Source organism: Thalassotalea loyana, from assembly GCF_030161435.1.
GTDB classification, from domain to species: Bacteria; Pseudomonadota; Gammaproteobacteria; order Enterobacterales; family Alteromonadaceae; genus Thalassotalea_G; species Thalassotalea_G loyana.
In genome coordinates this window covers 889,110-902,611 of the sequence record NZ_BSSV01000001.1, presented here as the reverse complement: position 1 = coordinate 902,611, position 13,502 = coordinate 889,110, and the positions used below count along the sequence as shown (strand labels likewise).

General features: G+C 41.0%; 16 protein-coding genes. 6 read left to right on the top strand and 10 right to left on the bottom strand.

What is annotated here, in order from left to right; all coding sequences use genetic code 11:
• Positions 1-2: 2 nt before the first annotated feature.
• From QQK05_RS03940 to QQK05_RS03910, 7 genes are all read right to left on the bottom strand, one after another.
• Positions 3-1,340 (bottom strand): Na(+)-translocating NADH-quinone reductase subunit A, encoded by a 1,338-nt coding sequence (locus QQK05_RS03940; protein ID WP_284296135.1) that lies wholly within the window; start codon positions 1,338-1,340, stop codon positions 3-5.
• A 326-nt stretch (positions 1,341-1,666) separates the two neighbouring features.
• The gene (gene fabV / locus QQK05_RS03935; RefSeq protein ID WP_284296134.1) at positions 1,667-2,854 is read right to left on the bottom strand and encodes an enoyl-ACP reductase FabV; all 1,188 of its coding nucleotides are present in this window, start codon (positions 2,852-2,854) and stop codon (positions 1,667-1,669) included.
• 151 nt (positions 2,855-3,005) lie between these two features.
• Positions 3,006-4,100 (bottom strand): TRAP transporter substrate-binding protein, encoded by a 1,095-nt coding sequence (locus tag QQK05_RS03930; RefSeq protein WP_407704848.1) that lies wholly within the window; start codon positions 4,098-4,100, stop codon positions 3,006-3,008.
• 1 nt (position 4,101) lies between these two features.
• Positions 4,102-5,490 carry a TRAP transporter large permease gene (locus QQK05_RS03925; RefSeq protein WP_284296133.1) on the bottom strand — a complete coding sequence of 463 codons (1,389 nt, stop codon included), beginning with the start codon at positions 5,488-5,490 and terminating at the stop codon, positions 4,102-4,104.
• 2 nt (positions 5,491-5,492) lie between these two features.
• Complete coding sequence (locus QQK05_RS03920; RefSeq protein ID WP_284296132.1) at positions 5,493-6,020, bottom strand: TRAP transporter small permease subunit; 528 nt, start codon at positions 6,018-6,020, stop codon at positions 5,493-5,495.
• A gap of 157 nt (positions 6,021-6,177) precedes the next feature.
• A complete protein-coding gene (gene bolA / locus QQK05_RS03915; protein WP_284296131.1) occupies positions 6,178-6,495 on the bottom strand; it encodes a transcriptional regulator BolA in 318 nt (105 codons plus the stop codon).
• Positions 6,496-6,638: 143 nt separating this feature from the next.
• Positions 6,639-7,205 (bottom strand): alpha-ketoglutarate-dependent dioxygenase AlkB family protein, encoded by a 567-nt coding sequence (locus QQK05_RS03910; protein ID WP_284296130.1) that lies wholly within the window; start codon positions 7,203-7,205, stop codon positions 6,639-6,641.
• A gap of 83 nt (positions 7,206-7,288) precedes the next feature.
• On the opposite strand from QQK05_RS03910, the gene QQK05_RS03905 reads away from it, so the two are divergent.
• From QQK05_RS03905 to QQK05_RS03880, 6 genes are all read left to right on the top strand, one after another.
• Positions 7,289-8,425 carry a methyltransferase gene (locus tag QQK05_RS03905; RefSeq protein WP_284296129.1) on the top strand — a complete coding sequence of 379 codons (1,137 nt, stop codon included), beginning with the start codon at positions 7,289-7,291 and terminating at the stop codon, positions 8,423-8,425.
• The gene (locus tag QQK05_RS03900) at positions 8,425-8,988 is read left to right on the top strand and encodes a YajG family lipoprotein (RefSeq protein ID WP_284296128.1); all 564 of its coding nucleotides are present in this window, start codon (positions 8,425-8,427) and stop codon (positions 8,986-8,988) included. The genes QQK05_RS03905 and QQK05_RS03900 overlap by 1 nt, the downstream gene beginning before the upstream one ends.
• Positions 8,989-9,001: 13 nt before the next feature.
• Positions 9,002-9,586 (top strand): peptidylprolyl isomerase, encoded by a 585-nt coding sequence (locus QQK05_RS03895; protein ID WP_284296127.1) that lies wholly within the window; start codon positions 9,002-9,004, stop codon positions 9,584-9,586.
• Between the two features lie 300 nt (positions 9,587-9,886).
• Positions 9,887-10,201, top strand: a complete 315-nt coding sequence (locus tag QQK05_RS03890; RefSeq protein WP_284296126.1) for a hypothetical protein — start codon at positions 9,887-9,889, stop codon at positions 10,199-10,201.
• A 131-nt stretch (positions 10,202-10,332) separates the two neighbouring features.
• On the top strand, positions 10,333-11,964 hold the full coding sequence (locus QQK05_RS03885) for an AmpG family muropeptide MFS transporter (RefSeq protein ID WP_284296125.1): 1,632 nt from the start codon (positions 10,333-10,335) through the stop codon (positions 11,962-11,964).
• 32 nt (positions 11,965-11,996) lie between these two features.
• Positions 11,997-12,173, top strand: a complete 177-nt coding sequence (locus QQK05_RS03880; protein ID WP_284296124.1) for a hypothetical protein — start codon at positions 11,997-11,999, stop codon at positions 12,171-12,173.
• 80 nt (positions 12,174-12,253) lie between these two features.
• On the opposite strand, the gene QQK05_RS03875 is transcribed toward QQK05_RS03880, so the two are convergent.
• From QQK05_RS03875 to QQK05_RS03865, 3 genes are read right to left on the bottom strand one after another with little or no spacing between them, the layout of a single operon-like run.
• The gene (locus QQK05_RS03875) at positions 12,254-12,700 is read right to left on the bottom strand and encodes a YaiI/YqxD family protein (RefSeq protein ID WP_284296123.1); all 447 of its coding nucleotides are present in this window, start codon (positions 12,698-12,700) and stop codon (positions 12,254-12,256) included.
• A 22-nt stretch (positions 12,701-12,722) separates the two neighbouring features.
• Positions 12,723-13,217 (bottom strand): LURP-one-related/scramblase family protein, encoded by a 495-nt coding sequence (locus tag QQK05_RS03870; protein WP_284296122.1) that lies wholly within the window; start codon positions 13,215-13,217, stop codon positions 12,723-12,725.
• Between the two features lie 36 nt (positions 13,218-13,253).
• Positions 13,254-13,502 carry a hypothetical protein gene (locus QQK05_RS03865; protein ID WP_284296121.1) on the bottom strand — a complete coding sequence of 83 codons (249 nt, stop codon included), beginning with the start codon at positions 13,500-13,502 and terminating at the stop codon, positions 13,254-13,256.

The window sequence follows — 13,502 nt, the reverse complement described above, 5'->3', positions numbered from 1 at the left end:
GTCTAACCTTCCTTCTCAATCGTGGTTAGGCAGTCACGAAGTAATACGCCGTAGTCTGTTTTACCTGGGCAAACAAACGTACATAACGCTAAATCTTCTTCGTCAAGCTCTAATGCACCTAGTTGCTGCGCGCTGTCGGTATCACCGGCACATAAATCACGTAACAATAAGGTTGGTAAAATATCTAAAGGCATTACACGCTCGAAGTTTCCAATTGGAACCATTGCACGTGAACTACCGTTAGTCGTTGTCGTCATGTTGAATAACTTACTTGGCGAGAAATGCGATAAGTAAGCACGAGTTACAGAGAACTTATTCGCGCCTGGCATCATGTAGCCAATGAATTCTTTCTCACGACCTTCAAGTAATAATGAAACTTGAACGTGGTAACGACCTAAGTAAGCGTGAACGCTTTGAGCTGTGTGGCCTTGTAATAAAGAACCAGATACAGCGCGCACTTCACCTTCTGTAGTTTCGCCAGCTGTTAACTCGCTAATGTTTGCACCCATAGTTGTGCGAACTAAACGAGGATTTTTAGCAGCAGGACCAGCTAAAGAAACTACACGAGAAGCATCTAATTCACCGGTAGTGAACAACTTACCGAATGCAATGACGTCTTGGTAGTTCAAGTGCCAAACCACATTCTCAGCGTTTACTGCTTTTAAGAAGTGAATGTGTGTACCTACTAGGCCAGCTGGGTGTTTACCAGCAAACTCGTTAACTACAACATTGCCTTCAACAGGAATGTCTGCACCTGGCGCTTTTGAAACAAATACTTCACCTTCAGTTAAGCGACTTAAAACAGTTAAACCGTTTTTGAACGCTTCGCTCTGTTCGTTAATGATAACCGCTGGGTCACCTGCTAATGGATTAGTATCCATTGCACTAACGAAAATCGCTTTTGGTGTTGCATCAATCGCTGGGATTTTGCTGTACGGACGCGTGCGAAGCGCAGTCCATAAACCAGAGTTAACCAAATTTTCAACAACAGCTTCGCGAGCAACTGTTGATAATTGGTCTGCGGTGTAGCTTGCAAACGTCTCTTTCTCGTCGCCATCGATTTCGATAACTACAGATTGTAAAACACGTTTTTCACCACGGTTAATTTCAGTAACCACACCAGCGGCTGGAGCTGTGAACTTAACGCCAGGGTTCTTTTTGTCTTCAAAAAGTGCCTGACCCTTTTTAACACGATCACCAACTTTGCAATGCATAGTTGGGCGCATGCCCACAAACTCTTCACCAAGTGCGGCAACAGTTTTGATGGTTTGACCATCATGGATTACTTGCTGGGGAGCGCCATTAACTGGGACATCCAGACCTTTTTTTATTGTAATCATAACCACTTGCACTACTTTGACGGGAGTATAAAAATTGTTGAAAATGCAACCTTATGAACAGATTAAATTTTCGCCAATTTCAGTGTATTTCAGCGGTTCATTGTTAAAAAACAAATTCCCACCACTACTTAGTTAAAAATTTCTGCGCGGATTTTAGCATGAAAGGGACCTGATATTCCATCTATGCGAGACACTTTTAATTACAAAAAAGAAAAAAAGATTACAGGCGCCGAACAATTTTTAATCAATAAACAAAAAATAGTCGAAAATAAAAAAACCAGCACGTTTTATTGCTGGTTTTCTTACTTTTTTTCGATTTTTGATGCTTAAACTAGGTTGTTAATCTCAACAACTGGGCTCACATCTGCATCGTAATCAACGCCATCAACCGCGAAACCAAAGAGTTTTAAGAACTCATGGTGGTAACCAGCATAGTCTGTCATTGAGTCGATGGTATCGGTATCAACCGTGTCCCAAATCACTTGAACACGATCTTGAACGCTATCCTCTAACTCTTTGTAATTCTGGCTAAAACGACCAGCTTCATCGAAACGAGGGCTTGCACTGTATAGGTTCTCTTTGAATAGCGATTGAATTTGCTCAATACATCCTTCGTAAGTACCGTCTTCTTTCATCACTTTAAACATCGCAGAAATGTATAAAGGCATAATTGGAATGGCAGAGCTAGCTTGTGTAACAACCGCATTTAATGATGTAACGAACGCTTTACCGCCAACACTTGAACCTTCAGTAATTGCTTTTGCTGCGCGATCTAAGTCTTCTTTTGCACGACCAATCGTTGCATGACCGTAAATTGGCCAAGTCAGTTTTTTACCGATATACGTGTAAGCCGTTGTTTTGAAACCATCAGCTAACACGCCTGCTTCGCTAAGTGCTTTAATCCAAAGCTCCCAGTCAGCACCGCCCATTACATCAATAGTGCCTTGAATTTCTTCTTCGTTAGCTGCTTCAACCGTCACTTCATCAATAACACCTTTCGACGTGTTTAGATTCTTTGTTGTTACGGTTTCACCTATTGGCTTCAACGTAGAAGAGTAAACTTCACCTGTATCAGGATCTGTACGGCGAGGAGAAGCGAGTGAGTAAATCACTAAATCTACTTGGCCTAGCTCTTCTTTAATTAGGTCGATCGCTTGTGCTTTCACTTCGTGTGAAAACGCATCGCCATTAATGTTTTTAGCCCAAAGTCCTGCTTCATCAGCAGCTTTTTGGAACGCCGCCGTGTTGTACCAACCTGCAGAAGCCGTTCTTTTTTCCGTTGGTGGCTTTTCAAAAAACACACCTAATGTTTTTGCTTGGCAACCAAAAGCAGCGGTAATGCGAGACGCTAAACCGTAACCCGTTGAAGAACCAATAACTAACACATTTTTTGGTTTTTCAGATGCTTGCTCTTGAGATTTTACGTAAGCAATTTGCTCATTTACGTGGGCTTCACATCCAACTGGGTGTGCATTTGTACAAATAAATCCACGGATTTTTGGTTTAATAACCATATAAAATGCCTTTTATCTTTCATTGTTATATTGAAAATTGCTCATAGTGTACTGATCTTTGCAGTCAAAGAGGTACGAGCAGATAGAAAAAATGATCAAATCACAGGTAACCAGAGAAGATTACCTGTGTCGATTTGATATCAAAATAGCCTTAACGGTGAGTGAAATATTCCTTCAGCGTTAAGTCGTGATAACTTTTGATTGAAGATTGGAACGCACTGTACGACGCCCATACTTTTGCAAACCCCTCGTCCTGCGCCGCTTGTTCAGCCATCACCTGAGCGGTAATTTCTTTCAGCTGTGCAATAACTTCTGGTGGCAACTTACGCATTTGCACGTCGTGTTTCTCAATTAAGGTTTGTAGCGCAGCGTTGTTACGCGCGTTGTATTCATCCAGTGTTGATTCGTTAACTGCGCGCGCCGCCACTTCGACGATCTTCTGAAGATCCTTTGGCAACTCATTGAAGGCTTTTTCATTAATTAAAAATTCTAAACCTGTACCTGGCTCATGCCATACGCTTGAGTAGTAATATTTTGCCGCTTGGTAAAAACCAAAGGCTAAATCATTGTATGGACCAACCCACTCTGTTCCGTCAATAGCACCACTTTGTAATGACGAGTAGATTTCTCCACCAGTTAACGTCACCGGCACAGCACCTGCGCGTTGTAATACCTCACCTGCTAAACCTGGAATACGCATTTTTAAACCTTTCAGGTCTTCCATTGAGGTGATTTCTTTCTTAAACCAACCTGCAAACTGCGCACCTGAGTTACCACCTGCCATCGGGATAATGCCAAATGGCTTATACATTTCTTGCCATAACTCCAGACCGCCACCGTAATGTAACCAAGCATTTAATTCTGTTGCCGTCATACCAAATGGAATCGCACCAAACAATGGCGAAGAAGGAATCTTACCTTTCCAGTAGTACGACCCACTATGTGCCATCTGCGCTGTGCCCTGTGAAACAGCATCGAACACTTCAAAACCTGGCACTAATTCACCGGCGCCATACACTTGAACGGTTAGGCGACCACCACTCATTTCATTGACATACTCGGCAAATTTTTCAGGCGCCATACCTAAACCAGGAAAGTTCTTAGGCCAAGAAGTCACTAACTTCCATTTATAGGTTTTCGATTCAACCGCAGGGCCGGCTTGCTCATTTTTTTTCTCACCACAGCCTGTTAAAAACACGGCGAAAACTACACTGGTTAAAAAGACTTTTAAAAACTGCATGTTCATTTTATTTTCCATAAATTAATTCAGGTAACCATGTCACTAACTCAGGCCAGATTGCTAAAGCACCAAGTAGTAATAATTGCATAATGATAAACGGTACTACGCCTTTATATATTTGCATGGTAGAAACCGTTTTACTCGCCACACCCCGCAAATAAAACAAGGCAAAACCAAATGGCGGTGTTAAAAACGACGTCTGTAAATTCAACGCGATCATAATACCCAGCCAAATAGGATCTAACCCCATTGCTAACAATATTGGCGCAACAATGGGTACGACAACAAATGTTATTTCAATAAAGTCGAGAATAAAACCAAGTAAAAAAATAACAAGCATAACGACAAACATGGCGCCAACCACACCACCTGGCATTTGCTCAAAAAATCCAGTGACTAACTCTTCACCACCTAAACCGCGAAATACTAACGAAAACAAGCTAGCACCAATCAGGATCATAAAGACCATTGCAGTGATCTTTAACGTGCTATCCATCACAGCTTTCAGGTTCTCTCGGGTAAGCTGTCGTTGCCACATAGCAAGAATGAGCGCGCCCATCGCACCTACACCAGCCGCTTCAGTCGGCGTTGCAAAGCCAAGTAAAATGGAACCTAATACGGCAGTCATTAACAGTAATGGTGGAATTAACGCCGTCAGCACTAACCGGACCACTGAGCCTTGTGCATGCTCTTGCTTTAATTCTTCAACATCAATACTTGGAACATCTTGCGGCTTAAAAATAGCCATCCCAATACAATAGGCGATGTATAAACCAACAAGAATTAAGCCCGGCACAACTGCGCCAGCAAATAAATCGCCAACTGAAACAGTTTCTGGGTTGAATATCCCCATCTTCAGTTGGGCTTGTTGATACGCACTTGAAAGGACGTCGCCAAGTAACACTAACGCAATCGAAGGCGGGATAATCTGCCCTAACGTTCCTGTAGCGCAAATAATCCCCGTCGAAAAAGACGGGCTATAGCCACGTTTTAACATCGTAGGTAACGAAAGCAGACCCATTGTTACCACCGTGGCACCTACAATACCGGTGCTTGCCGCCAACATCATGCCAACAAGTGTGACGGAAATACCTAAGCCGCCACGGAAACGACCAAACAAAATAGTCATCGCCGTTAATAGGTTCTCAGCGATTTTCGAACGCTCTAGCATCGCCCCCATAAAGACAAATAAAGGCACAGCAAGCAAGGTTTGGTTATTGATCACACCGTAAAGACGACTCGGCAATGCTTGTAAAAACGCAGCATCGAATAATTCCGTAACAACACCAATACCCGCGAAAATTAAGGCAACGCCCGCTAATGAAAAAGCGACAGGAAAACCTAATAGCAATACCAAACAGACACAAACAAACATGAGAAGCGCTAAATATTCCATGATTAGGCTCCTTCTACTTCATTTGATTGATAGTCAGTTATTGCCTTACATAGTTCGCTTATCCCCTGCAAGAACAGCGTAATAGGCAACAATAAAATCAATGTTTTATTAAGGTAAACCAGTGGTAAGCCCCCTGCTTCTGACGACTTTTCAAAGATACGCCATGATGCCAGCACGTAATCAAGACTGATATAGAAGAAAAACACGCAAACAGGTAATAGCAATAACAGCACACCTAGCGCGTTAACCAAGGCTTTTTGCTTGTTAGAAAACTTTTGATAAAAAATATCAACACGAACATGCGCATCTTCTTTATACGCATAGGCAGCGCCGAGCATAATGACAATGCCGTGCAGATATAACACAGATTCTTGCATCGCGATAAAGCCGATATTAAAGCCATAACGAAGCGTTACAATGATGAATGTTAATAACACCATAGCTAGGGTTAACCATTTAATGGCATGCCCTAACCCACGGGTTATTTTATCGATATAATGCGAAATGCAGCTAAGCCAGCTAGCTTGCATAAATCCTTCCCCCAAAAAAGTGCTGCTAATTTAGTCGCAACACTTACTCGTTATTATTTTTAGGGGTACAGAAATACCAGAAATCGTCTAGAAATGAAACGCAAAAATAACATTTGAGAATTCTAGTTCGCATTTGTTATTTAGCGTTGTGTAAGTACTATGCGGTACTTCCACCCAAGCAACGTGGAGAACCAGGCACATTATCAGCGTAATAATTTTGCCATTCTTGTTGCGTATACGTATGAAGTGCAAGCGCATGAATTTTATCAGAAAGTTCTTCTGCTAATACTGAATTGATTGCTCTGTGACGTTTGATTAATCGCTCACCAGCGAATTTATCACTGACAATAACAACTTTAAAATGTGACTCACTTCCTGGAGGCACATTATGCTGACTACTCTCATTAATAACTTCTAAGTGGCTCGGTTCAAACGCCGATAGTAATTTTTGTTCTATGGTTGTTTCAACTAACATAAAAGTCCTTGCTAAAAAGCTGCCCACCCTTAAATAATTTTAGTGGTTTCTCGATATTATGCCATAAATTCGGCGTCGTTAATCAGTAAAAACTCGCTAGCTACTGAAATTGTTGAGGATAAAGTTGGAAACAAATATTCACGCTAAACAAGTTGTCTAAACGTTATATTTATACGTGAACCCGGATTTATTTTTTCTTTTAAAACAGCGTGTTGCCAGTAGTGTTGCGTTTCTCCCGACATAATCAATAAACTACCTTCAATGAGCGGAACATCAAGTTTCGCCTGCGTTTGCTTGTGCTTTAACTTGAACATTCGTTTCGCGCCGAAAGATATTGAAGCGATGATAGGATTGACACCAAGTTCTTTCTCATCATCGCTATGCCAGCCAACCGAATCTTGATGGTTACGATATAAATTGACCAACGCTGAGTTAAACTGACAGTTTGCTTTTTCTTCAACCAATTGTTTGATTTCGAGTAAAGCGGGTGTCCACGGTTGAGGATTCATCATAATCCCCGAATACTGATAGCTACCATCACCAAACCATGCCTGAAGTCTTGGTATATCAAGGACTTTACCATACATAGAGATTTGATCTTGAGAGAACGCAACCTCTTCGTGCAAGCGTTTTTCTAACGAGCGCGCTTGGTCAAGTGAGATAAAATTAGGAAAATAATCAAGAATCGCGTTTTCTGCGGGTATTTTCATCTGTCTTACTGCTAGCACATAGTCTATTAATTTGAGAAAATAATATCATTAAATCAGTTAAAAAGCCGAGATTAGCTTACATAATGCAGAGCCCATTTATTGTCGACGAGCAGGTGTTATCACTTCATCGTTACCCTATTTCTCAAAATAACCGTTCTTTACAGGCATGGGACGCTGCCGATGAGTACTTGATCAATCATATTACAGAACAAGCATTATTAACGCCTGACAGCAAGGTACTCGTTTTTAACGACAGCTTCGGCGCGTTATGTGTCAATCTACTGGAATACCCAACCACCTTAGTATCAGACTCTTGTCTGGCACACCGTGGTGTAGAAGAAAATATCGCTGAAAATCATTTGTCATCAGACAAGCTAACCGTCTGTGATAGCTTATCGACATTGCCAAGTGACGCGAATCTAGTACTTTATAAAATCCCAAAAAGTAAGGCCTTATTAACTGAGCAATTGATTCAAATTAAAAAGCAATTGTCTGACGACGTGGTCTTTATTGCGGCGGCAAGGGCTAAAGATATTCATAGCTCAACGCTGAAGGTGTTTGAAAAGTACTTGGGTACTACAACCACTTCATTAGCGGTGAAAAAAGCGCGATTGGTGTTTTGTCAGCTAGATAATAAACAAACCGCAGAATCGCCATTTCCAACGGTTTGGCCACTGGAAAATACGTCATTTCAGATCAGTAATCACGCCAATGTTTTTGCACGAGAAAAACTAGATTTAGGCGCGCGCTTTTTCTTGGGACATTTACCCAAAATAAAACCTAACCAAGATGTTATTGATTTGGGCTGTGGTAACGGTGTTGTCGGTTTAACGATACTCGCTAACCAGCCTGAAGCGAACGTCAGCTTTGTTGATGAGTCTTTTATGGCTGTCGCTTCAGCACAAGAAAATATTGCGTCTAACTTGCCTGATACCGTTGAGCAATGTGACTTTATTGTTAATGATTGTTTATCCGGCTTTGAAGCCAATAGTGCTGATGTGATTGTCTGTAATCCACCGTTTCACCAACAGCAAGCAACCACCGACCATATTGCGTGGCAAATGTTTAATGATGCACACCGCGTATTAAAACGCGGTGGTGAACTAAGAATTATTGGCAACAGAAACCTTGCCTACCACATCAAACTAAAACGTATTTTCGGTGGTTGTAAAACCATCGCTAGTGATAAAAAGTTTGTCGTCTTATCTGCGAGAAAATAATGAAATCGATTAAATTATGTTTACCTCTATTACTGGTGCTAGCAGGTTGTGGCTCAACACCAAACCAAGTAGTAATTGCACCTGACTTTATTCAAACGAGTAACCTGCCATTAAACGTTGGGCAAATTAGTCTCAACGTGAATGACATGAGAACGTCTAAACACCTTGTGCAAATTGTTAAAGAAGGCCAAGCGGCTAATTTGTTTAATAGCCAATTACCGGTTAGCGACGTCATTGAAAAATCACTGACTGAAGCACTCAAAAAACGCAGTGTATCTATTAACCCTAATGCCTCGACAAAAGTAGACATTACCATTAAAGATGCACTCATCAATGTTGACCAACACACATTGAAGTACCAAGCAAAAAGTGATTTATTATTAAGTGTTGCTGTGCAAACGCCCGTAGGTCAGCTGACGAAAAGCTACCATCATAAAGGGTCAAGCGAAGGGCCACTTAAAGCCGATATTGCGGTACTTGGTCGAGACTTTAACCAAGCACTCACTAAAGTGCTTAATCAGATGTTAAATGACGCTGAACTAACAAATTACATTAACCAATAATAACGAGATCAATATGTACAAATTACTTGTTTTAATTTGCATCGTATTTAATGCCAGTGCCTTGGCAAAAAATGTCGCAATAGATCCAAACAACCTGTTTCCACAAGTAAAACTTGAAACGTCAAAAGGCACTATTGTTGTTGAGCTTGATCGTATCAAAGCGCCTATTACGGTTGATAACTTTCTTACTTATGTGGTTACTGGTGATTACAACAACACGATTTTCCATCGCGTAATCGAAGGCTTTGTTGTTCAGGGCGGTGGTTACGATGCCAATTATGTGCCGCGTAAAATTGGTGAAAACATTTTTAATGAATCAGGCAACGGGCTCAAGAACGAAACCTATACCATTGCCATGGCCAAAGAAAACCGCCCACATACTGCTAACCGTCAGTTTTACTTCAACATGGGTGATAACACTAATTTAGATCCAGGGATGAATTGGGGCTATGCCGTATTTGGTGCAGTTACCGAAGGTGAAGACGTGTTGGAAGAAATTGCAAAGCAAAAAACCGACTTCAACGCAGAGCTTGGCTGGGAAGACGTACCTGTTGAACCTATCATTCTTATCAAAGCAACACTTTTACCCGCACTTTAATCGATTAAAATTTACACTTCACAAATTTGACGACTCGTATAAAATGTGAACGAGTCGTCACTTTATTTCATGTCATTGTACATATATTTTTTAGACCATTTGGTCAGATTAATTCATATTGCTCGATGCTCAATAAACTAGACATCAATAAAACTAGATAAAAAATTAATAAGCAGAATCGGATTTTTGTTCCTACACTTGTTATTAGAAGAGCGCAAACAATGCCTTTCTCATATTTTCTTTTTATCTTTTTTTAATAAAAAAATAATAATAATAACGCATTGTCGCTGGAGAAATTCCATGATAATTGAGCAGTTTATCAATGAAAAAATCACCCAGATTACTGGGTATGTAGAAGCCGTTTTTAACCAAAAGATTCACTACACCGAGTTAGACCGTTTCATCAACGACACAATGGAAGAGTGGACCTTACTGAAGGTGGTTGATGACACCCCAAGTAATGCAAGAGAACGTGTGTTCTGGCATATGATTCATGAAATCACCCTACACGGTGGTCAAGCCTTGAAGCATGACTTGTTTTTTATTGCCGAAATAAACACCTGTTTGGACTTTTTCGACGGAAAAGGTAGCTACCCGGTGGACTGCATCGGCTAGCGTCCTATTGCCTAAACAGCAGGGATACACAAACACTTACCGAATTTAATGGGCTGACTAGCGCTAAACACTTTACCCTGTTCGGGCTTATTGTTAGTCTAACTTCATAATAATTTTGTTAAGTTTTCTTCATGTCGTCTACGCGTTCTTTTTGGCAAGCGCTCCAATATTTCAAAAACAAAACTCTGTTAACTATTTTCTTTTTCGGCATTGCCTCCGGTTTTCCTTGGGTGATGATCGGCTCTGCAATGAGCGGCTGGTTAAAAGATGAAGGCTTATCTCGTTCAAGTATTGGCCTGTTTGGTCTCATTTTTGTGGCCTATAGTATTAACTTTTTGTGGTCGCCATTAGTTGACCGCATCAAATTGTTTTTACTCCACAAAAAACTTGGTCAACGCCGAAGCTGGATATTCACCACGCAATTAATTATTGCCTTTACCTGTTGGCAAATGAGTACATTGGAAGCTAATCAATCACTTGCTGTGATGGCTGTGCTTGGATTAATCATTGCGCTGGCTGGTGCAACACAAGATATTGCGATTGACGCCTACCGAATAGATAGTCTGGGCGCTCAGGATAACAATGAAATGGCGGCAGGCTCTGCGATGGCCACGTCGGGTTGGTGGACAGGATATGCAGGTCTTGGCGCTATCCCTTTCCTACTTGCTGATAAGCCAGATTGGCAGTGGTCACAAGTTTACGTTGTTCTTGCCTTAATCATGCTAGCACTCATGGTTGTTGTGCTTGTAGTAAGAGAGCCAGAGAGCAACCGCGAACAAGTCCAAAATGATATAGAAAAGCGATATCAAAGCGCATTGCTTGGCAAGGGTAGCCGCCAACTTATTGTCTTGCTCACCCTACCATTAATCATTTTAACGATTGGTTACGCTAATTTTGGTTATCCATATTGGCCTGAGAATATTATTGATACCAGCAATCAGTTTTTATCTGCAAGCTTACTTATTTTGGCCTTACTGACTGTATTTATTCGTCAAATGATCAAGCTCAACAAACAGGTTGAAACCACAATAAGTGCAGAGCTTTCATCACCAGCACAAGTAAATGTTGATCTGACAACTCGCCTAACCGCGTGGCTACTAACCACGCTGGTCGCGCCTATTCAGGAATTCTTTAATCGCAATGGTGTAAAGCTCTCACTCTCGATTTTATTGTTTATCTTTCTGTTCAAACTCGGTGAAGCATACTTAGGCCGAATGTCGATCGTTTTCTATCGTGAAGTGGGCTTTTCCAATGCCGATATTGCTTACTATTCAAAAATGATCAATTGGTCGGTGACCATCGTGTTCTCACTCATTGGCAGTATCTTCACGATTAGATACGGCATTTTAAAAGGCCTATTTATTGGCGGTATTGCCATGTCAGCCAGTAACTTATTGTTCTCTGTAATGGCAGTTGTAGGCCCAGATAAAGCGTTATTTGCCTTTACCGTATTGGTTGACGGCTTTACCTCAGCTTGGGGGTCAGTGGCCTTTGTTGCACTGCTTTCAGTGCTGTGTAATAAAACATTTACCGCCAGCCAATATGCACTAATGGCATCACTTGGTACCTTTGGTCGTGTGATGCTGGGTTCATACTCAGGTATTGTTGTTGACTGGCTTGACGGTAACTGGGCACTGTTCTTTGTGTTAACGGCATTAATGGTGATCCCAAGCTTGTTATTCTTGTACTCAATTAGAAAGCCATTAACAGCGATCATTGAGAAAAATAACCAAAGCATTGCGCAGACAGAAAAAGCGACTTAGTATTAGAAAATAATGATTTTCAAGGTAACCATATGATTAGACTGTTTTTCTTAGTACCGATAATAATGTGTGCTATTTGGTGGTGGTATCTAAAAAGTAAAGGTTACCAAGCCAAAGATGGTATTAAAGGTTTCTCCTATATTATTGGATTTAATGCCGTGATTATTGGTTTCTTCGTGTTAATGATATGGGTAACCGACTATCCGTAACCGTACTAATAATAAAAAAGGCCAGCATTGCTGGCCTTTTTTGTTGCTATTTATTGAGACAACTAGAACACGCTTAACACCTATTTATGTTTTGCAATAAAGCTATCAAGCTGATTAGCGAACGCTTGTTTATCTTGCGCTGAAAGCTTGTCTGGCCCCTTGGTTTGCATGCCACTTGCGCGAAGCGTATCCATAAAGTCACGCATGTTAAGGCGCTGTTTAATGTTATGTTTAGTCAGCATTTCACCACGCGGGCTTAAAGCAAACGCTCCTTTTGTGATCACTTCATCTGCTAATGGAATATCTGAAGTGATGACTAAATCGTTGCTCTCTGCACGTTTTACAATTTCGTTGTCAGCAACATCAAAGCCCGCTTCAACCTGAACAAAACGAATAAACGGTGACTTTGCCACTCGCATAGGATGATTAGCCAATAGCGTGGTTTCAATTTTTGCTCTGTCTGCTGCACGAAAAATAATTTCTTTGATCACCACTGGACAAGCGTCAGCATCAACCCATATTTTCATTTACGTAACCTGAATGTTTTTATTAATCTGAAGACACATTGTCTTGGTTATGCTGCACTTCATCAATGATCACTACACAAGCCAACACTAACGGTGCGATTTTTTCATCGGCAAGATCAACCCCGTAGGTGTCTGTCCATGAAAACCACTTTTTAGACACAGACGCAATTGGCTCATCGTCGATGAGAAAGTCATATTCATGCTCAAGAAAATCACCCAAAATGACAATATCTTGGCCATTAAAGTTTAAAAAGTATTTGCTTGAGAACCACGAAAAAAACTTCTTTTTCAATAGGGCTTTTGAGCCGTCAGCAAAGGTTAAATAGAAGGTTGGTCGTATCGCTAAAATTTTGCGTTTGATCACAGCGACTTCATTTTCATCACGATCACGCATCACGAATGTGCGGCGCAACGCTAATATTTTTGAGACGATCTCGTAAGCGGGTTCGTCGTTCTCGTCTTTAATTTGAAACACATCACGTAACGAGAATATTTTTTGTCGTAAGATAAATCGCATAGTCGTCCTTTATTCTACTTATTATTTGCCGATCATTTATGAGTTAAACACGATTCTTGGTGGCTTTTTCGTTGAATTTTCAACCTGACCATGACACAACAATAATCGCTTAGACGATATTTTACCTTCGTTCACCATATAGTCTTTGAATGCCTGACCACGTTCGTCACTTAACTTGTGCAAAAACGTTGTTTGTTGTTTTTCATCAAAGCCGTGATCGGCGGGTAAATCAGCCGGAGTGGCAATTGCACACACCTTAAATTGCAGCTCTTCTTTGTCTGTCAT